Genomic DNA, 20474 nt, shown 5'->3' on the forward strand with positions numbered 1-20474 from the left:
TTAGAGTGTTTAGACGCTTCTCTAGTCTCGAGGATACTTCTCAACTTGATGCTGTATGTTTTTCAACATTATTTTAAAGCTAGGCCTTAAATTAGCGTAGAGCAGCGATGGATTGATATAATAGGGTGCACGCCTACCATGATAGTCAATAACGGGACCAACCTGCTCAAACTGAATGCCCACAAACCTCATACTTCGGGCAAGACGTGGTTCCATCATAACATACGTATGTTTGATATTATTGTGCATAACTAAAGCAGCAGCAGAGAAGTAAAGCCCGATTGCGATAAAGGGGAAACACCTTAATTCATTTTCAGAGTACGTATGTTCATTAATTACACCTGTCGCAGCACCAGAAAACCGGTCCATCTGACGCTTCCGAAACTCAAGTGGAACTGCGAGTCGAGATATCTCGCAAATGTCTTTCCGTGCAAAGTTACGTGGGTTCAGAGTTTCATGAGTAATTGAATTAATGCAGTATTTCTCAATAGGGAGAAGTTGGTTTTCTATCTGGGGTCTAACCAAACGTACTGTCCCAGCATAGTGACCTGAGCCTTTATGTCTTATTAAACAAGGGCTCGAGAATTTATCGAATTCGTCAGTTTCAAGACAATTGTTTTTGAGTGGTTCAAACTCGAGCTCTTCACAATAAACTTTATGTCTAATATTAAAGCTCTCAGTACGTGTATTTTCGGACTGCGCAACTACTGGCTCTAAGAACTCGGAAAAGTGTTTTGAGATAAACTTGGCTTCTTGGAGTTTTTCCAACCCCCCAAGAGCCTTTCCCAATTTACTGTCCCGGCCGACAATTGACTTCACGCGTCCTATTATTGTTTTATTAGCCACTAAACTTTGGTCCACACAAAAAACGTCCTTCAAAACAGTCTAGCAAATCTTTTCGATAATTTGCCTAATCCTTTTATACTATTTTTCCAAAACATGGTATTTCACTATTGCCAAGTATTCGTATATCGCTCTTCTAGTGCGCTCTAATGCTAGAATTGAAGGAAGTGAAAGAAAAGGATTTAATTCTCCAGAGCTTTGAAAATCAACTTGAAAAATCTCTGAGCTTATATCAGCGTTTTTTAGTATCTGAGCTAATCGATATTGGTGAGTGGCGCTTGTTATGGTTACTAGAGTTATGTGGCCAAATCTAGTTTTTAATGCTTCAACCTCTGATAGTGAGTCGGTACCTTCAGGTATTGAAATCACTTTATCAGGCGTTACCCCTAATGTTTCAAGAAATTGCTTTGCTTTTTCTGAATATTTAACATCTTTATCAGCAAGGAAGCTTCCCCCCGTAACTATAATCGGGATTTTCAATTCATCAGAAAAAATCTTAGCTTGAATCAACCGTTGGATTGAACACTCGTGCCAACGCGAAACTTCTGGTAGATCGTATTGCGTTTGATAATAGCATGCAGGAACAAATATAGCGTCACTTCTAGTTAAATCGGATGAATGATAGCGTTTGCTGTTGTACTCTAACGGATAAAGTAAAACGTTTGCCACCCATGGTTGAGAGCAAACCATCAACACAAGTACACCCATTAACAAAGTTTTCTTCCCAGTGTTCAAATAATTTGCCCGTTTGAAAGCATATGACATAAGTATTAGCAATACGCTGATAGTTAGGGGGGATATCAAAAGCAGAATTATTTGTTTTAAAAAATCCATTGTTATCTTACGGTGTACCTTGGTTAAAGTTATTAAGCTAACGCTCAACTGGGAAAAAATACATGAAAACTTTAATTATTTGGATTTTAGTGCTGTTGGGATTACTGACTCAGAGTGTAGCAGCAGATAATGATGTAACCTCTTTTACTTCTATTGTGAAATCAGTCTCCAAAGGAACTGTTGCCGTAGCTGTCGATGCGCCAATTAAGCACAGTGCACCAAGGGTATTAGGGACGGGGTTTATTGTAGCAAACGGTTTTTTCGCAATTACAAATTATCACGTGGTATCTGAAGATTTAGACCCCACAATAGTTGAAAGTTACGTAGTCCTAAGTGGCGAAGGTACAGTAGTAAAAAAAATTAAAGCAGAAGTCTTAAAGATTGATCCTAAGCATGATTTAGCATTGTTAAAGTTGGACTCCCCCTTACCTGCATTGAAACTTGGAGATGATGAATTGTTAGAACCTGGGTCAGAAATCGCGTTAACGGGCTTCCCAATTGGCGCTATTTTGGGTTTATATCCTGCTACACACAGAGGGTATATTTCTGCAATAACGCCAGACGCAATCCCAGCGTTAAATAGCAACCAATTAACTAATACCATGATGGCACGCTTAAAGAACGTAAGCCTAATTTATCAACTGGATGCAATTGCTTATCCAGGCAACAGTGGCAGTCCCTTGTATGACCCTCGAACAGGAGAGGTAATTGGTGTAATAAACAAAGTTCTAGTAAAAGATACAAAAGAAAGTGCACTTGCTTCACCAACTGGTATTTCATATGCAGTACCTATTCGGTTTGTAACCACCCTGTTGAGGGGAGCTACAAATTAACTCTAGAACAGTAATTAGATATTTTATGGTGCATTATTTGCTAACTGTTTTTTATTTTCTTAATTCAAACTATAAAAACTTTGCCGACCAAGAGCTGAGCTTTATGTAGCATAGTTAACTGACAAGGCTAGTTTTATAGAAGTAGGTTGTATAAGACTTCTGTCGCTCGTTTGAACTAGAATAAAGCACGAGCGTATCAGTGATACTTTAATTTAAAATACGAAATCCAAGGGATTAATAAATGAAAATCTTAGTCACCGGAGCAGCTGGTTTCATTGGTGCAGCTGTATCGCAATACCTTATCAATCGTGGTGACCAAGTTGTCGGGATTGACAACATTAACGATTATTACGATGTGAATTTAAAGCATGCTCGTCTAGACGAGATTAAATCATCTACTGCTGCTGATTTATTTTCATTTATCGAGATGGGGGTAGAAGAGCGCGACAAAATGGCTGCGCTTTTTGAAGAGCACAAATTTGATAGAGTGGTGCATTTGGCTGCTCAAGCTGGTGTGCGTTATTCACTTGAAAATCCTAACGCTTACGTCGACTCAAATATTGTTGGCTTTGTGAATATTCTAGAGGGATGTCGCCATAATAAAGTCGAGCATTTGGTGTACGCGTCGTCTAGCTCAGTCTACGGAGCGAATGAGACTATGCCGTTTTCAGAACAGCATAACGTAGATCATCAAGTTAGCTTGTATGCGGCTTCTAAAAAAGCTAACGAGCTAATGGCTCATACTTATAGTCACCTGTATAACTTGCCTACAACGGGGCTGCGCTTTTTCACTGTTTACGGGCCTTGGGGCCGTCCAGACATGGCGCTTTTCAAGTTCACTAAAGCTATTTTGGAAGGTAAAACAATACAGGTTTACAACTATGGTAACCACCGTCGTGACTTCACTTATATCGATGATATCGTTGAAGGCGTAATTCGCTCATTGGATAATGTGGCTAAACCTAACGAGAATTGGGACGGCGGCAATCCAGATCCAAGTACGAGTAAGGCGCCCTATAAGGTGTACAATATTGGTGCGCAAACACCAGTGCACCTTTTGAAGTTTATTGAAACCCTTGAGAGTGCATTGGGTATTGAGGCGAAGAAAGAACTTCTTCCTATGCAGCCAGGCGATGTGCCTGACACCTATGCTGATGTGTCGTCGCTAGTTGAAGATACTGGATACCAGCCATCCACCGATGTTGAAACAGGCGTAAAAGCGTTTGTCGACTGGTATCGCGACTTTTATAAAGTGTAAGCGCTAGCGACTTATAATTATTTCCTGAAACCGTTAAAGTGCACTGCTTCTCATAAATCCCGCACACTTTTTGGGCAAGAACTCTTTCGTGGTTGCATAACCGAGCTCAAAAAGTGTGTTCTTAATTTCAGGTGTAAGCGAAAAATCTACCGCGGAAATCTCCCCGGTATTCACCACCACCGTATTGTGCCAATACTTCGCATTGACGTACTCCCTGGATATTGCCGTCATAAACGTGCGAATAAGCATGCTGATGTATTGGGGCAGTTGAAGTAAGTTCTTTTTAATGGCCTTGCGTTTTTGTTCGGTGCTTTGCAGTCTGAAGCATACTGATGGCGTGCCATCGCCTCGCCAATCTTCAAACAGCGCATCTTCAGACAATATAGCGCCGTCTACTAGCAGGTGCTCTTTAAAGGGTTTGAACGAGAAGATGAGCGGTATCGACATAGAGTACCGCACTGCTTCTGACACCTTCATATCTGGAGAGGTTTGTTTGTTGAACAAAACTGGTCCGCCGCCGTTTACGTCGGTAGCGAGAATATGCAGATTGAGTGGGAGGTCGGCAAACACTGCGCCTTCCAACTGTTCGTCAATCCATCGTTGAAATACGTCGCCAGAAGAAAGTCCGCCTTCCCGGAGTAATCTTACGAGTGAAAATTCAGTGAATTGCTTGAAATCGGTAACCAGTGCGAGCTCTCGCATTTGCTCCACTGTGTAACCTTTGGCATAAAGCGAAGCGATAATCGAGCCACCTGATACACCCACTAAAGTGTCGAAGCCTACGTCCATGTCCTGCAGCGCTTTAATGATGCCGATATGGGCGCTCAATCTTGTTCCTCCACCTGAAAAGATGGGCACAATTTGCGTGACGTTCGCCTGTAATAAATTATTCGGTATTGCTGCCGAGGCTATCTGCATGTGCATACTCCAAACTAAGGAGGCTTTGCGCTAAGTGTTTAGTTCCAACGGAATAACAAACGCTGCGCCCCACACTATAAAAGCGTAGTTTACTCATACATTATCAGCAAAGTATCAAGGGGGAGATAAGCGATATCTTTAGTCTAAAGTGTTGCCATATCACTACACAGTTCGCTTTTGAGTGTGTTTGCGAAGTGATTTCACGCGTCGCGACAATAAATGCAAACGCATTAGTAATACACCAGCAATAAATAAAAAGGCTCACTGCTGTTGACTAACAGAGTGAGCCTTATTCAAATGCGTCTGATGAGGCTTGAAACTAGCTAGCTAATTCTTTGGTATTTTACCGTATGGAATATAGCTTTTAGTTTCCAATTCTTAGCCCTCATATTTTGTGCTAGCTCGCCGCAAGTTTTGCCTTCATTTCGCGGCGACGGGCGTGCAGTAAAGGTTCTGTGTAACCGCTAGGCTGCTCTTTACCTTTGAATATAAGGTCGCTTGCGGCTAAGAAGCCAATTGAGCTGTCTAAATCAGGTGCCATAGGGATATACTCAGGATCCCCCGCATTTTGCTCATCTACCAAGACAGCCATACGGGCCAAAGACTCTTTTACCTGATCTACACTTACAATGCCGTGCTCTAGCCAGTTAGCGATATGCTGCGATGAAATTCGCAACGTCGCGCGGTCTTCCATCAAGCCTACATTGTTGATGTCCGGAACCTTCGAGCAGCCTACGCCTTGGTGAACCCAGCGTACAACGTAGCCTAAAATGCCCTGAACGTTATTGTCAATTTCACGCTTAATACTCTCACGCGTCAAAGTAGAGGCATCTTCTAACAATGGAATGGTAAGTATGTCAGCAAGGCCACTAAAGTTTTCATCTAGCGACTTTTGAACGTCAAACACATTTACATCGTGATAATGAAGCGCGTGCAGTGTTGCAGCAGTAGGTGAGGGAACCCAAGCAGTATTAGCGCCGGCCTTAGGGTGACCTATTTTGGCGGTCATCATATTTTGCATTTCGTCAGGTATTGGCCACATGCCCTTACCAATTTGCGCTTTGCCAGAAAGACCACAACGAAGGCCTACGGCAACGTTTGCAGTTTCATAAGCCTTAATCCACGCCATAGACTTGAGCGCGGCTTTTTCTGCAAATGGCCCAGCAAGCATTGAGGTGTGAATTTCGTCACCGGTTCTATCTAAGAAACCTGTGTTAATAAACACAACACGTGAGGTGGCCTCAGCAATACACGCTTGAAGGTTGATGCTCGTGCGGCGCTCTTCATCCATTATGCCCATTTTAAGGGTGTTAGCTGGAACATCGATAATGGCTTCGATAGCACCAAACAATGCGTTAGAGAATGCAACTTCTTCTGGCCCGTGCATTTTAGGTTTAACAATATAAATACTGCCTTCGCGGCTGTTTTTAAACTTGCTGTTTCCTAAAAGATCATGCTTTGCGATAAGTGACGTGACTAAACCGTCCATGATCCCCTCTGGCACTTCTTCGCCGTCAAAGAGCATGGCATTGTTAGTCATAAGGTGGCCCACGTTTCTAACAAACATAAGGCTTCGACCAGAAAGTACTAGTTCGCCGTCTTTTAGCTTGTCTTGTGAAGCGTGTTTAGACGGCTGGTAGCTTCTATCGTCATGCATAGCGCGAACAAGCTGCTTGCCGCCCTTTGTCATTTCAATGCTTAGCGAGCCTTTCATTAAGCCTAACCAGTTGCTATACACCAAGGTTTTGTCTTCAGCGTCAACAGCAGCAACGGAATCTTCGCAGTCCATAATGGTGGTTAATGCAGCTTCAACCAGTACGTCTTTTACGTTTGCGGCATCGCTCTCGCCAATAGGGTGAGTCGGGTCTAGTTGAATTTCAAAATGCAGACCGTTGTGTGCAAATAGCAGGCTTGACGGTGCGCTAATGTCACCTTGGTACCCTTGCCATTGCTCTGTGTTTGCTAAGGTGGTTTCATCGCCGTCGACAAGAGTGATCGCTAATTTACCCGATTCAATCTTATACTCAGTAACGTCAGCGTGGCTGCCTTTTGCAAGCGGTATCATGCTATCTAGATAGTCTTTCGCTTTCGCAACTACTTTGGCGCCGCGTACGGGGTTGTAGCTTTTTCCCGCTTCTGCTCCACCTTCATTGCTGATAACATCAGTGCCGTATAGTGCGTCGTAAAGGCTTCCCCAACGGGCATTTACCGCGTTAAGTGCATAGCGAGCGTTGTTGATTGGCACGACTAGCTGAGGGCCTGCCATTGTTGCTATTTCGGCGTCTACATTTTGTGTTTGTGCACTTACTTGTGATGGCTGCTCAACAAGGTAACCAATGCTTTTTAGGAAGTCGGTATATTCGTTTCCGTTTACCGGGTTACCAGCTTTATGATAATCGTCGATAGCGCGCTGAAGCTGTTCTCGCTTTTCTAATAGTGCGCGATTTTGAGGAATGAATTTTTCGAAGAGGGTTTCTGCACCTTGCCAAAAGGTGTCTTTATCTACGCCTGTGCCAGGAAGTGCCTGTTCATTAATAAAGTTATCGAGTTGTTCGGCAACCTGTAGTCGGCCTCTAGTAATATATCCTTGCATAACTACCTCTATACATTTATCTGTTCACCCAGTGTAGTGTGTATAGAGATAGTTTTTTAATTTATGGTTTGTATTTCTGCCATATATTTTGTGAATGTTTAGCCCGCATTCATTTCGCTAGCTACATCGCTGATTAAGCGGCGCAACCAAATGTGACCTGCGTCGTGGTGAAGTAGGGCACTCCACGCCATTTTTAGCGCAATAGGTGGTATGTCGAAAGGCGGCTCTTTAATCACCACATCAGGGTCGTGTTTGAATAAACGCGCCGCTTTGCTTGGTAAGGTAGCAATAAGTTTTTGCTTTTTCGCAATCTGAAGCGCTGCATGGTAATGACGAGTAAATACGCGAATAGCACGCTGTTTACCAATTTTTGTAAGCTCTGCGTCAACCCAACCCAATTTTTGTACTTCATTTGGATCAATACCTACACCCACGCCAAACCCAGTTTTACTCACCCAAATATGCTGGGCACTCAAATAGCCTTCTAGGTTACATTTTTCTACTAGCGGATGGTCGGAACTCATTACGCAGCTAAAGGTGTCATACCAGATAACTTTTTGGTGAAACGACAAAGGCAGTTCATCGAAGCGGTTAATTGCCATATCCACTTTACCTTGCTCGACATCGTGAAACGTCACGTCACTCGGCGTAATAAGGTCAAGCGTAATATTGGGCGCTAAATCCGCCAGTCTTCCAACGAGTTCAAGTAACAAGGTACTCTCTGCATAGTCACTGGTCATAATGCGGAAAGTTCTGTCGCTGGTTAACGGATCAAAATCAGTCTCGGGCTGAATAGAGCTTTCCAATCGACTAAGCACATCGCGAATAATGGGTTGTAGCTCAAGCGCGCGCTTAGTGGGGGTCATCCCATCGCTGGTACGAACTAAAAGCGGATCTTTAAATAGATCGCGAAGGCGCTTCAGGCCGTTACTCATTGCTGGCTGAGTAATGCTTAGCTGGTTTGCAGCTTTCGTTACACTTCCTTCGCGCAACAGCACATCTAAATAAACCAATAAATTCAGGTCGACCTTCGCTATATTCATTATTCTAATGCTCTTTTTAAACCTAATTAAACATAGCTATTATAAAGCTTTTTTATTTCAATGTCAGATAAGCGTTTAGTCTTAAATTGGCCGCCGTTATACCTATAAGGTATTGAAATATAGTTGGTATATTGTTTTTTTATGAAATTTAGAAAAATATGGCTTTTTTTGTTTTATGCAAAAGCATAAGTGAAGTGAATGACGCGCACAAAAAAGGGCACCCGAAGGTGCCCTGTAGGAAAGGTAGGGATGCTTTCCGTTTAACTCATTGCCTGTTAAAGTTATACGTCAAACTGGTTCATAGTGTTATCTTCACCAGACGCTTTTAGTGCGCCTTCGCCAGAGAAGTATTCTTTGTGCGTGTCACCTAGGTCAGAACCTGCCATCGCTTGGTGTTTAACGCACGCTAGGCCTTGGCGAATTTCTTGACGCTGAACACCGCGTACATAAGCAAGCATACCTTCTTCACCGAAGTAACCTTTTGCAAGGTTGTCAGTAGACAGTGCTGCAGTGTGATAAGTCGGTAGCGTGATAAGGTGGTGGAAGATACCCGCTTCGCGTGCTGCGTCAGCCTGGAAGCTCTTAATCTTCTCGTCGGCCGCAGCTGCTAGCTCGCTGTCATCATAGTCGGCAGACATAAGTTTCGCGCGGTCGTAGCCAGAAACGTCTTTACCTTCTTCACTCCAAGCATCAAATACTTGCTGACGGAAGTTAAGCGTCCAGTTGAATGATGGAGAGTTGTTATAAACCAGCTTTGCGTTTGGTACTTGTTCGCGAATAGCGTTAACCATTTCAGCAATTTGGCCAACGTGAGGCTTTTCAGTTTCAATCCAAAGCAAGTCAGCGCCGTGCTTAAGTGACGTTACGCAGTCAAGTACTACACGGTCAAAACCTGTGTTGTCTTTGAAGCGGAACAAGCCGTTTGGTAGACGCTCAGGCTTAACCAGTTTGCCACCTTGCTTAAGAACTAGGTCACCTTCACTTAGGTCTTCAGCCCCTGCAACTTCGGTAGTTTTAAGGAACGCATTGTACTGAGCAGCTAAGTCGCCTTCTGATGTAGATACTGGGATCTTCTGGGTAAGACCAGCACCTAGTGAGTCAGTACGTGCAACAATTACACCTTCATCAACACCTAGTTCAAGGAATGCATAGCGTACTGCATTGATTTTCGCTAGGAAGTCTTCGTGTGGCACGGTTACTTTACCGTCTTGGTGACCACATTGCTTCGCGTCCGATACTTGGTTCTCAATTTGGATACAGCATGCACCTGCTTCAATCATTTGCTTTGCTAGTAGGTAGGTTGCTTCTTCGTTACCAAAGCCCGCATCGATATCAGCAATAATTGGAACTACGTGAGTTTCGTAATTGTCGATTTCAGCTTGAATCGCAGCTACATCACCACCGTTTTTCTTAGCGTCGTCTAGCTTGTGGAAAAGGTCGCCCAATTCTCGCGCATCTGCTTGGCGAAGGAAAGTATAAAGTTCTTCGATAAGCGCAGACACTGATGTTTTTTCATGCATTGATTGGTCAGGAAGAGGACCAAATTCAGAGCGAAGTGCTGCTACCATCCAGCCTGAAAGGTAAAGGTAGCTTTTGTTAGTTGTGCCTTGATGCTTTTTAACTGAAAGCATTTTTTGTTGGCCTACGAAGCCATGCCAGCAGCCTAGTGACTGTGTGTACTGAGACGAATCTGCGTCGTATTCAGCCATGTCTTTGCGCATAATGCTTGCAGTGTAGCGAGCAATGTCTAAACCTGTTTTAAAACGGTTTTGAACCTTCATGCGTGCAGCGAATTCTGGGTTGATACCTTCCCAAGTTCCGTTTTGTGCTGCCTTTAATGTGGCGAAGTTATCAATGTCTTGTTGATATTGCGACATGAGCGTCTCTCCCGACTATAATTAAAATACTTAACGTTGTTTATGTTTACGCTGTAGGGCGTTCCCGTTGATTCCTTTTCATCCTAGTGCCGGATTTGGAATAATAGAAATATATATTTTGCATTGCGGTCATTTATTTTGTGAATAGCTAGCGCCGAGAGAAGTCTAGATACTGTAAATCTTTGACACCTATATTTGGTGGTTTTGAGGCAATGGGGCAGCAGTGGGGCAAGAAGTGGTCGGTAAAAAATAACTTACGTAGGTTGCAAACGCTTGCTGGTGTTGACTATTTCGTCTGTCTATTAGCTAAAAGGGTAATAGCTTTGCCGGTGTGAGCAAGGTAAATTTAGGCGTAAAGCTTCACGCTAGATAATCTTGTCCGATACGAGGGCGCTTTTGTTTTAGCTTGTTGATATATAATATGAAAAGTGGGTGTTATGAGTAGTAGTGTATTGTCGTCAGTTGACCAAAGAACCAAGCTTGTTGGCGAGAACAGGCTTGAGCTTTTGATGTTTCAACTGGGAACGCGACACATTTTTGCCATGAACGTCTTTAAAATTAAAGAAGTTATAAACGTACCCAAGCTCAATATAATGCCGGGTTCACATCACAACCTGAAAGGCGTGATGAACTACCGAGGAAGCTCCATTCCAATTATAGACTTGCGTCAGGCAATCAAAATGCGTGGTGCAGCTACACAAGCAACTGCGAAGAATGTCATTATCACTGAATATAACAGAAGCGTGCAGGGCTTCATTATTGGTGAAGTGAAAAACATAGTGAATACATCGTGGGGAACCATTCAGCCACCCCCTAGCGGCATTGGAAAATCCAATTATTTAACCGCCATAACTCAGGTGAATGTTGAGGGTAAACAAGAGCTGGTAGAAATCATCGATGTTGAAAAAGTACTCGCGGAAATCATCGATTACGACACATCTATCTCTGAAGAAGTGCTAGATAAAGACATTGTTAACCACTTCTTAGGCAAGAAAGTGTTGATAGTAGATGACTCAAGCACAGCAAGAAAACAGATTAAAGATACGTTAGAGCAGCTAGGTATAACAATCATCGAACGTAAAAACGGCGCTGAAGCGTTAGCGCTGCTGAAGAAGTGGGCCGATGAGGGGAAGAACCCAACCGACGAAATTTTGCTAATGTTTACCGACGCGGAAATGCCAGAAATGGACGGCTATCGGCTTACTTCTGAAGTGCGTAATGATCCTCGTATGTGCAATTTATTTATAGCACTCAACACATCATTAAGCGGAAGCTTCAACGACGCCATGGTAGAAAAAGTTGGATGTGACAGGTTTATCTCCAAATTCCAGCCCGACATGCTCGTTGACGTGGCACAACAGCGCATGCGCGAATACCTCTCATCACAAAATAAGTAGTCGCTTCCTTCTCAAAAATTGCTAATTTAATGAGATGACCATCTGGTCATCTCATGCTTGCGTTATTTTGTCCAAAAGCTTTGAGCATCTTGCCAGCCTGCTTTACACTATTACATCTTATCGCTTTGCTAACACCTTTATGATCACCAAAGAATCATTCGCGATAGTGTCGTTATTGTTGTATCTGCGGGTATCCAGGCCAGTAGGTACCTTACTTACTCAGGGAAGTTTAAATGATTAAACAATTTGTTCGCACATCACTACTAAGTTGTGCGTCTATTGCTGTTCTTGCGGGTTGTGGTATCACTGAATCTATGACCGAATCAGCAAGTGCAACCGGTACGCAAACTAAAGGTGTACCGAAAAATATAATAATGGTTGTAGCCGACGGTATGGGGCCTGCCTATACCACGGCTTATCGTAATTATGTAGATGACCCGTCAACACCGAATATCGAATCTGTTGTGTTTGACGATATTTTAGTGGGCAATGCTTCCACGTATCCTGCGCAAGTATCTGGTTACGTTACCGATTCAGCCGCTGCTGCTACCGCTCTTGCTACTGGCGTTAAGTCATACAACGGTGCAATTGGTGTTGATGTAAATAAACAACCAGTAAACTCTGTTATGTACCATGCTAAGAGTAAAGGCATGCGTACTGGTTTGGCAGTAACGTCTCAAATTGTTCATGCGACACCTGCGTCATACATTGCGCATAACGAAAGCCGTAAGAACTACAACGAAATAGCTGAAGATTTCTTTGATGTTCGCGTGGACGGTAAGTTTGTCGCTGACGTGATGCTAGGCGGTGGAACGTCTTACTTTGAACGCGATGACAGAGATATTTTGGCGCAGTTTATTGATGCTGGCTACGAATATGCCGATTCATATAACCGTCTGGCTTCAGTGCCTGCGGGAAGTAATGTTCTCGGTCTGTTTGCTCCAGTAGCGCTGCCTGCGGTATTAGATGACAAGCGCAAAAATCGTCTTGAGTACCTAACTCAACATGCTATTAAACACTTAGAAAACGACAATGGATTCTTTCTTCTCGTTGAAGCAAGCCAAGTAGATTGGGCTGGTCACGCAAACGATATCGCGTCTGCTATGGCTGAGATGCACGATTTAGCGCAAACCATGGAATATTTGCGAGATTATGTAAAAACGAATCCTGACACCTTAGTTATTTTGACGGCGGATCACAGCACAGGTGGCTTAACCATTGGCGCAAACGGCGACTACCGCTGGAGCCCTGAACATCTTAAGTCTATGTCAGCCTCGGTAATGACAATTGCTTTAGAGATGGCAAATGAAGAGAACCCTGGCGAATTTGTGGCGCAGAAGCTTGGCTTGTCGTTGAGTGAAGAAGAGCTTGCCACGCTAGATAGCGTATCAAACCAAGATGATGAAACTCGCTTCATGGCAGTAAAAACCTTCTTAGACACCAAAACAAACACGGGGTGGACAACAGGCGGTCACACTGGTGTAGATGTTGAAGTATTTGCTTTTGGCGCTGGTTATCAATCGCTTATGGGGCAAATTGATAACACGGATATTGCAAAAACAATCTTCAGTTTTATCGATAAAAAACAGCCAGTAATAATCGATTCCGATTCAAATAAAGTATCAGAAAAGGTATCGACCAACATTGAGCTTACGTCAGACGAAGATGATGATGGCTTGTGTGACTTTAAGGAAGATTGGCGCTGTAACTAATCGCTACATTGTTTGTATAGAAATTAAAGCGCCAGCGTTTTTATAACAAGGCGCTTTATTTTTATCTGTGGTAAGCAGGAAAGGGGAACTATGAAAAACGAAATGCTGGCACTACTTCAAGATATCTATGATGAAGTTGAGCCCATGTTGGGCATGGGAAAAGTTGCCGACTACATCCCTGCGTTGGCCACGGTTAATCCACGGCAATTTGGCATTTCAATTTGCGATACAAACGGTCAAATAACGTCGATAGGCGATGCGAGCGTTCCTTTTTCTATCCAAAGTATCTCAAAAGTCTTTAATCTTGTTTTAGCTATCAATCACTACGGTGAAACCATGTGGGAGCGAGTTGGATGCGAGCCATCTGGCCTGCCGTTTAATTCTCTTGTACAGTTGGAATATGAAAACGGTATTCCCCGCAACCCCTTTATTAATGCCGGTGCGCTGGTGGTCAGTGACATGGTGCAATCTCGTTTTGCTTCCCCTTATATTGCCATGCGAGATTTTGTAAGACGCTTAAGCTGTAATGGCGATATTGTGGTGAATAAGGTGGTGGCGGAGTCTGAATACGAGCATCGCTCTCGCAATGCGGCAATGGCATACTTGATGAAGGCCTATGGGAATTTCGAAAATGAAGTGGAAGATGTACTTCGTAATTATTTTCACAACTGTGCGCTAGAAATGAGTTGTGAGGACTTGGCGCGCTCAACGAGCTTTCTTGCTAACGCAGGTTTTTCTACTTGCGCAAATGAAAAGGTGCTAACGCCTTATCAAACCAAACAAGTGAACGCGCTTCTGGCGACCAGTGGGATGTATGACGAAGCTGGGAGCTTTGCTTTTAAAGTAGGCTTGCCGGGTAAAAGTGGCGTAGGTGGAGGCATAGTGGCTGTTGTACCAGGACGCTTTTCAATATGCGTATTTTCGCCAGCGCTTAATAGCGTGGGTAATTCTCAGCTAGGTGTGGCGGCTTTGACATCGCTAAGTGAACGCATCAATTGGTCTATTTATTAGGGGCTATTACGCTTCGCTGTATATCAAAGGTCAACAGGCCTTAGTAGCCTGTCAATTCCATAAAGCCGCTCCCTGAATGGGAGCCTTTTATATGCACTCGCCCTTCATAATAGGGAAATAAGCTGTTATTCCATTGGCTTTCCTTGAACGGGCGAATGGATAGGTCGATATCTTTTTCTGGTATTTGAATGCGCCAAGCGGTGGGAACAGAGCGAGCTGACTCTCCCTCGTTGATTGTTTCATAGGCCGTTGGCGTAATTGATACTTTGGCTTGGTCGATAGTTTCTTTCGTGCCATTTTCCGCTATATAGCTAGCCGTTGTGAATATTTCGCTGTGTTTGCTTTTGCTATTTTTCATGTTTTCATTCATGGCGTGCATGCGAAACGCCATCAATTTACTTCCATCGTCTAAATGCAGCGAAAACCAATCCCATCCCATGGCTTCACTGTTGGCTAGGTGGCTCGTCCATTCGTGATCAAACCAGCCTTTACCCGCAACTTTTACGCTATTGCCCTCTATGTTTAACGTACCTTCCGCGTTAATGAACGGCTGGCTGTAATAGTAGGAGCGAAGGCGTTCGTCTTGTGTTTTTTTACTGTAGCCGTTATCACCCTGTTTGATGAAAGGCCCATAATTATCTAGGTTAAGCGAGACTTTGACGGCGCTAACGCTCGGCGCGTCATTTAATTCTAATAGTCTGTCTGCAGAGGTAGCGGGGATTTTTTCACGTGTTTTAAGCGGATGATGCGTGCTGCTGTGCCCGAAAGCGAAAGTTAATACGGACGGGAACATGGCTTTGCTTTCTGCACCTGTTTGTACCTCCGCCTGTGCCGCTTTCCAAACCCAATCGTCAATAACTGTTGTAAAAGGTTGTTGATTCACATAGGCATTACCTACACCGCCGCTTGCAAATCGTTCTTCGAAATAATGCTGTTCAGCGGTGTGCAGCGAAGCATGTCCCATCCATTGCTGGCCATTGCTCCAGTTTTTTGCGATATGGCTGTTGGCGTTAACTTCAGCACTATTTTCAGCATTAGCCTTAACGCTTGGAGGGGCATTTAGCTCAGTATTGAAACGAAAAAGCGTATATTGAAGGCCGAACTCTTGCCCGTCTTCAGCGCTTAACACAAACGTGAGGTACCACCACTCTAACTGAAAATCGGGATGACTCTTGTGGTCGCGCGGTAATTCAACAGTATTGCCCCGCTTTACTGGCGTAAAGGCGTCACTCGACTGCATGTTTCCAAAAAAGCCGTTTGGCGTGGAGGTTCCCAGAGTTTCGTTTTCATCTTTTGGGTTTTCAGTACATCCACTCAACGTGAAACAAATAGCTATAAGCACTAAAAAGGTGTTGGCTTTAAATCGCAAAAACGTGGTGTTGGCACTACCTAAATGGTTTGTCATAGCTGAACTTCCTGCCTTAAATCAATTTTCGGCTTAAGTTTTCCTAAAGGTAACAACAGCACCAGCGAAACGATAAGCAGCGATAACCCGACGCTAGAGAGAATAACCTGTACATTAAGTGAAAACGGGTACACCCAGTTAAATGCATGCCGGTTTACTTGTTGAATAAAGACATTGGCCAAGTACACGCCAAAAGGAATGGCGAGCAAGGCTGAGATAAAACAAAGCAGCAGATATTGCGCAAACAGAGATGCTTTTACTTTAAGCTGACTAATGCCAAGGGCACGCAATACAGATAACTGCGCTGCGCTGCCTATGGTTAGTACCGTTAGCGAAACGGCGAAGGCGACCCCCGCCACCAATAGGGTGGTAATATTTAGCCCGTCGGTTAATACAAAGGTACGATCAAAGGTCTGCATAGAGGTATCTAACAGCGCTTGTCGGGTATAAAGAGCAATTTCGCGGTGTTCCCCTAACTGTGATTTTAGCTGCTGTTCGAGGATGTCCTTTTCATAGGTGCTTTGTTTGTTGTCGCCTATCACGTTAGTCTCAATAGGCGGCTCTGGGTAAATAGCCACTACACCGGAAAAAAGTTGATCCCTGATAAGAACATCGTTTCGATTAAACGAGGGAAGAGGCACCAATATTTGCCCGTTCAGGTTACCGTAGTCAGGATAAATACCCAGTACTTTCCATTGAGGCGTCGCTGTAAATACGTTTGAGTTCGACGAACTGCTTTGTGAGCCTTGTGTTGGTTCAGTAGTTGTATCTTGTGGCGAGCTATACGCCTCGTTAGATGTATTAACCGCCGAAGAACTTGAATTCGCAGTTTTACGAAGACGAATATTTTCTATATCTAGCGTGTGTCCTAACTTAGTGTTAAGGGCAAACGCTAATTGCTGATTGATGAATACCCCTTTCCCTTCAGTAAACTCACGCCACACTGTGTTGAGGTCGTTGTTTATTACATCATCGAGGACAAGCGCCTTTTTACCATTTCGGTGAACGGGGTAGCTACTGATAGAAACGTAGGTGGGCGGGTTGTTACCGACTTCATGTGTTTCTTTATGTGTCTCTTCTTGAGCATGTGAGCCAATAACAGCTCCCTCGGCCTTAAGTAAAGGAGTTAAAGCAAGCGGAGGTAACGATTTGGTAGATAATGTTTCGATACGACTAAGTGGCGCGTCGGTGTACAGATAGAAAGGCGCGTATAGCCTTTGCGTTAACCATTGTTCAGTGGCGTCTCTAAAGCTGTCCGTCATGGTATTCATACCAATATTTGCGGTTAGCGCGATAAAGAATGCACAAACGGCGAGACGGGTTTTGCTAGACAGTAAATGCATATTAGCAATGACGTAGTGGAACACGGGCCACTGTCTTGGTACAAATCTAGTCAGTAGCTTAGAGAAAATAGGTAACCAAAGAAGAATAAGCGCGCAGCTGGTAAGGAGTAACAGTGCAACAAAGAAAAGTGCTGAAGCAGTAGAAGATACGAACCCCTCAGCGATAAATAACAGTAGTAGGGCACATAATGAGATAAGACCTACGGCAAATTGGCCTAACGAATTTTCTTTTTTGACAGGCGCTACGGTTAGGGCATTTGAAAGCTTAACTATAGAAACTAACGAAAAAACAACTAGCGATATAAAGGTCGTTGTTAATGCGAAGCCGAAGGTGACAAGCAGATTAACGTCTGGGTTAACAAATACGGCGTTGAACAACGACGTAAATGTACCGTTTATCACAGGTGACAACCATGACGCAGCTTGAAAACCGATGAACATGCCAATTGGAATACTTATTACGCAGTAAATAAGCAACTCGGTGAATAGGGCAATGCTTAAAATTCGCTGAGATATGCCCAGCTGCCGTAAACGAATGATATTGGGTAGCCGCGTGCGGTACATCAAGTTTAGCGCGTTTAGTACTATAAAAAGCGCCACAACGCCCATCAGTCCACTCATCGCCCAAAGATTTAATCTAAAACTATCTGGCAACGAACCGGTGTCATTGTATGTGTTACTAGTGGTTTGCTTTACAGGTATTCCAAGTAGGGTTTCTATTTGGGTTAAATGCTGCTGTGATAGCGGTGAAAGTGCAATAAACCCGGAAAGTGGGACGTAAGCTTTCTGTTGTTTTGCTTGTTGCTCTTGCGCGCGTTTAGCATTGTCAGAAGTAACAGGCTTAACAGGTTCATCATTCTCAATCGTTACCCCGCCTCTGTAAAACTCATCGATAGAGATCAAAATTGTATTTTGCGGAGCAAAGCTGCTCACATACGCGCTTACCGTTGCAGGCCAATAGGGACTTGGCGCAGATTTTCTATCGATTTCATTGAGCGTGTCGTGACAGGCCAGTTTCGCGTTCGTTAAGGGGTGAATAAGCCCATTTACAGCGAAGTCGCCCCCAAAATTTGAGCGCAATTCGCGTCCCGCTAGCGTCTGCTGGTTTTCCATTTCACTAAATTTCTTCGCATTTTGCGATAAATAGGAAAGCGAAAGAGTGCTATCGTTTTGGGCAGGCGCTTCAAAACCTCTCTTTCTAAATGCACTTCCTAAAAGAGGCTGAGTATCAACACCGAGTAATATGAGAGTTGTTGCTGTGGGCTTGCTGCCATTGCACGATAGGGTGATGTCTCGTTCAGCTATTGCAACAAGCTGGGTAAAACCCTGCTTGCGAAGCGTGGCATAATCGCTTTGTGTAAAGCGAGCTCTGCTGTCTGCTGGGGTGATGATACTGCCAGAGGTAAGCCCTTGCTTCGACTGTAATAAGTCACCTTGTGTGGCGCCTTCGTTTATAAGCAAAACGGTAACCAAGCCAGCATTGGCCAGTATAATTGCGGCCATAATGAGCAAAGGCTCCCACATCCTGTGCCTTGCCATTGCAAGTAAGCTAGAGAGCGCTAACAGTAGAGTGGGTAGCACGTTATCTTCCTACTTGCTGTTTTCGGTGTCTTTTTCACAGGGCGCATATCGCTAACGTTTTTCACCTGTAATTAGCTTGCTGCTACTGGTGAAGATAAGGTTTGTTCTTTAGTTTTATATTTCACACTCTCTAATACCCCTTTATGTAGTCGCAAAGCGGCGTCTGCTTTTACCGCGACGTCTTGGCTATGAGTTACCACAACAAGAGAAGTATTGGCCTCTTTACAAATTTTAAAGAGTAAGTCAGACACGGTTTCGCTAGTGGTTTCGTCTAAATTGCCGGTGGGTTCGTCGGCCAAGATAAGCGAGGGGCGATGTACAAGCGCTCTAGCAATGGCACAGCGCTGCTGTTCACCGCCAGATAACTGACTTAGCGGCTTTTGCGCTAGGGGGAATATCCCAAGCTGCTCCATTAACGCTAATTGGTAGTCGTTATCTACATTACCTTTTAGCCTTGCAGTAAAGGCAATGTTGTCCCACGCATTAAAGCAGTCGAATAAATTGAAGCTTTGAAACACAATACCTAAATGCTGTTTGCGAAAATTGTCGATATCACTCGCTTTAAATGTGTTATCGAGTTTGCTATTGCTAGCAATCGACAATCCATTTACCGAAATATCTCCACCGTCGGGCGTCTCAAACCCAGCAATAAGCGACAGCAAGGTAGATTTACCGCAGCCAGAAGCCCCCTGAATACTCACCGATTCACCTGTCTTTACGGTAAGGTTAAGGTTGTTGATAAGCGGAGCCCCTGTCTTTGAAAAAGATTTCTTTAAGTCTTTTATTGTCAGCATAATTCGCCGTTTTGTATTGAACCGTCTTAGTGTGAACATGAAGGAGCGAGCATGCATGCAATTCGCAGTGCTGCTGGCGCACAGTTAGAGGTGCTATGTGCGCCTTCAATTAGCGCCGACATGTTCTAATAGAACGGGTTATTTTTATATTTGAGAGTATACGTAATACCCACGCTTTTTGGTTAAAAGCGGTGTGGGAATTTGATGGCTAATATTCTTATGCGTTTCAGGAAATTGCTTTAGTAGCCTAAATTACAAGATATGTAATAGCTTCAGTCGTAGGGAAGGGCATGTTAAAGGGGCGTTAAGCCCCTTATCGATCGTCTTTTTACTGATTAATAAAGTTATCGAGTTCTTCGCCAGTAATTTTTTTGATTTGGGCAAATAAATACCAAAGCGCTGCAATAAGTAAAATCATGCTCGGGATCACAATAACTGGATAGCTAAGCGCAGTCATTCGGCCAAGCTCTTCAGTGTATGCCGTAGTGCCCGGCTCACTGACCAATATCATTTTTGCCAAGATATAATTTAGTGCAGAAGATAGGAAAAACGAACTTGCTACAATATAAGAACTCACCGCAACTTTCTTTTTAAATTCTGGTTGCTTGCCTTTCGCATCAAGGACTTGGTTTAAGTGAGGCCAGTTTATGATCTGGTCGTTCAAAATAAGCATTTTGACCAAGGGTTTATTAGAGTACTGGGTGACCAGTACTGCGATACCGATAATGCCTGGGATAGCGGCTTCTTTTATCGCAATATACTCGGCAGGCAGTTTAAGTAAGCTAAACCCACCAGTAAGTAATACGCTTATAATACCTAAAATGGAAAAGCCATTGACCTTTCCCGACTCTTTTAAATCCCAAAGGCCATAACCAATAGGAAAGCTAAGCGCCGCCACAATGCTCCACGCAGGGCCTAGGTAATCTTCTGAACTTGCATAACTCATTAGCACCACAGGAATAACAATGTTAAACGCGAGGTTGCCGAAAAAGCCTTGGTTCTTTTGTGTAGGTTCTTGTACTGCTGACATAT

Annotated in this window: 15 protein-coding genes; 5 read left to right on the forward strand and 10 right to left on the reverse strand. The window is 43.8% G+C overall.

Annotated features, from left to right (window positions below):
* Window positions 1–21 precede the first annotated feature (21 nt).
* Both F0261_RS04265 and F0261_RS04270 read right to left on the reverse strand, forming a co-directional pair.
* Window positions 22–861, reverse strand: a complete 840-nt coding sequence (locus F0261_RS04265) for a PEP-CTERM/exosortase system-associated acyltransferase (protein WP_069944637.1) — start codon at window positions 859–861, stop codon at window positions 22–24.
* A 63-nt stretch (window positions 862–924) separates the two neighbouring features.
* Entirely contained in the window at window positions 925–1677 is a 753-nt protein-coding gene (locus tag F0261_RS04270) for a YdcF family protein (RefSeq protein WP_171337307.1), read from the reverse strand.
* A 62-nt stretch (window positions 1678–1739) separates the two neighbouring features.
* Here F0261_RS04270 and F0261_RS04275 point away from each other — a divergent pair, with 62 nt between their 5' ends.
* Both F0261_RS04275 and F0261_RS04280 read left to right on the forward strand, forming a co-directional pair.
* Window positions 1740–2510 carry a serine protease gene (locus F0261_RS04275; protein WP_014979857.1) on the forward strand — a complete coding sequence of 257 codons (771 nt, stop codon included), beginning with the start codon at window positions 1740–1742 and terminating at the stop codon, window positions 2508–2510.
* A 241-nt stretch (window positions 2511–2751) separates the two neighbouring features.
* On the forward strand, window positions 2752–3768 hold the full coding sequence (locus F0261_RS04280; protein ID WP_171337308.1) for an NAD-dependent epimerase: 1017 nt from the start codon (window positions 2752–2754) through the stop codon (window positions 3766–3768).
* Between the two features lie 33 nt (window positions 3769–3801).
* Here the strand turns inward: F0261_RS04280 and F0261_RS04285 are convergent, their stop codons facing one another.
* The 4 genes from F0261_RS04285 to F0261_RS04300 form a co-directional block, all read right to left on the reverse strand.
* A complete protein-coding gene (locus F0261_RS04285) occupies window positions 3802–4686 on the reverse strand; it encodes a patatin-like phospholipase family protein (RefSeq protein ID WP_014950210.1) in 885 nt (294 codons plus the stop codon).
* 397 nt (window positions 4687–5083) lie between these two features.
* Window positions 5084–7279 carry a malate synthase G gene (locus F0261_RS04290; RefSeq protein WP_039231489.1) on the reverse strand — a complete coding sequence of 732 codons (2196 nt, stop codon included), beginning with the start codon at window positions 7277–7279 and terminating at the stop codon, window positions 5084–5086.
* A gap of 98 nt (window positions 7280–7377) precedes the next feature.
* A complete protein-coding gene (locus F0261_RS04295; protein ID WP_014950208.1) occupies window positions 7378–8322 on the reverse strand; it encodes a LysR family transcriptional regulator in 945 nt (314 codons plus the stop codon).
* A gap of 281 nt (window positions 8323–8603) precedes the next feature.
* Window positions 8604–10199 (reverse strand): isocitrate lyase, encoded by a 1596-nt coding sequence (locus tag F0261_RS04300; protein ID WP_014979852.1) that lies wholly within the window; start codon window positions 10197–10199, stop codon window positions 8604–8606.
* Window positions 10200–10636: 437 nt separating this feature from the next.
* Between F0261_RS04300 and F0261_RS04305 the strand changes: the two genes are divergently transcribed.
* The 3 genes from F0261_RS04305 (at window position 10637) to glsB (ending at window position 14319) form a co-directional block, all read left to right on the forward strand.
* Window positions 10637–11596 (forward strand): chemotaxis protein CheV, encoded by a 960-nt coding sequence (locus tag F0261_RS04305; protein ID WP_171337309.1) that lies wholly within the window; start codon window positions 10637–10639, stop codon window positions 11594–11596.
* A gap of 233 nt (window positions 11597–11829) precedes the next feature.
* The gene (locus tag F0261_RS04310) at window positions 11830–13308 is read left to right on the forward strand and encodes an alkaline phosphatase (RefSeq protein ID WP_171337310.1); all 1479 of its coding nucleotides are present in this window, start codon (window positions 11830–11832) and stop codon (window positions 13306–13308) included.
* Window positions 13309–13410: 102 nt separating this feature from the next.
* Entirely contained in the window at window positions 13411–14319 is a 909-nt protein-coding gene (gene glsB, locus F0261_RS04315; protein ID WP_014950204.1) for a glutaminase B, read from the forward strand.
* 40 nt (window positions 14320–14359) lie between these two features.
* Here glsB and F0261_RS04320 read toward each other — a convergent pair whose 3' ends face one another.
* The 4 genes from F0261_RS04320 to F0261_RS04335 form a co-directional block, all read right to left on the reverse strand.
* The gene (locus F0261_RS04320) at window positions 14360–15724 is read right to left on the reverse strand and encodes a lipocalin-like domain-containing protein (RefSeq protein ID WP_171337311.1); all 1365 of its coding nucleotides are present in this window, start codon (window positions 15722–15724) and stop codon (window positions 14360–14362) included.
* Complete coding sequence (locus F0261_RS04325; protein WP_171337312.1) at window positions 15721–18648, reverse strand: FtsX-like permease family protein; 2928 nt, start codon at window positions 18646–18648, stop codon at window positions 15721–15723. The genes F0261_RS04320 and F0261_RS04325 overlap by 4 nt, the downstream gene beginning before the upstream one ends.
* Before the next feature lie 71 nt (window positions 18649–18719).
* Complete coding sequence (locus F0261_RS04330) at window positions 18720–19442, reverse strand: ABC transporter ATP-binding protein (protein WP_171337313.1); 723 nt, start codon at window positions 19440–19442, stop codon at window positions 18720–18722.
* Between the two features lie 328 nt (window positions 19443–19770).
* On the reverse strand, window positions 19771–20472 hold the full coding sequence (locus tag F0261_RS04335) for a VC0807 family protein (protein ID WP_039218203.1): 702 nt from the start codon (window positions 20470–20472) through the stop codon (window positions 19771–19773).
* Between the last annotated feature and the right edge of the window lie 2 nt (window positions 20473–20474).

Source organism: Alteromonas sp. 07-89-2, from assembly GCF_013113925.1.
GTDB classification, from domain to species: Bacteria; Pseudomonadota; Gammaproteobacteria; order Enterobacterales; family Alteromonadaceae; genus Alteromonas; species Alteromonas macleodii.

Coding starts and splice junctions, on each gene's coding strand:
- F0261_RS04335 (WP_039218203.1), bottom strand. CDS start 20,472: ATGTCAGCAGTACAAGAACCTACACAAAAGAACCAAGGCTTTTTCGGC.
- F0261_RS04290 (WP_039231489.1), bottom strand. CDS start 7,279: ATGCAAGGATATATTACTAGAGGCCGACTACAGGTTGCCGAACAACTC.
- F0261_RS04285 (WP_014950210.1), bottom strand. CDS start 4,686: ATGCAGATAGCCTCGGCAGCAATACCGAATAATTTATTACAGGCGAAC.
- F0261_RS04320 (WP_171337311.1), bottom strand. CDS start 15,724: ATGACAAACCATTTAGGTAGTGCCAACACCACGTTTTTGCGATTTAAA.
- F0261_RS04310 (WP_171337310.1), top strand. CDS start 11,830: ATGATTAAACAATTTGTTCGCACATCACTACTAAGTTGTGCGTCTATT.
- F0261_RS04280 (WP_171337308.1), top strand. CDS start 2,752: ATGAAAATCTTAGTCACCGGAGCAGCTGGTTTCATTGGTGCAGCTGTA.
- F0261_RS04295 (WP_014950208.1), bottom strand. CDS start 8,322: ATGAATATAGCGAAGGTCGACCTGAATTTATTGGTTTATTTAGATGTG.
- glsB (WP_014950204.1), top strand. CDS start 13,411: ATGCTGGCACTACTTCAAGATATCTATGATGAAGTTGAGCCCATGTTG.
- F0261_RS04275 (WP_014979857.1), top strand. CDS start 1,740: ATGAAAACTTTAATTATTTGGATTTTAGTGCTGTTGGGATTACTGACT.
- F0261_RS04330 (WP_171337313.1), bottom strand. CDS start 19,442: ATGCTGACAATAAAAGACTTAAAGAAATCTTTTTCAAAGACAGGGGCT.
- F0261_RS04270 (WP_171337307.1), bottom strand. CDS start 1,677: ATGGATTTTTTAAAACAAATAATTCTGCTTTTGATATCCCCCCTAACT.
- F0261_RS04305 (WP_171337309.1), top strand. CDS start 10,637: ATGAGTAGTAGTGTATTGTCGTCAGTTGACCAAAGAACCAAGCTTGTT.
- F0261_RS04300 (WP_014979852.1), bottom strand. CDS start 10,199: ATGTCGCAATATCAACAAGACATTGATAACTTCGCCACATTAAAGGCA.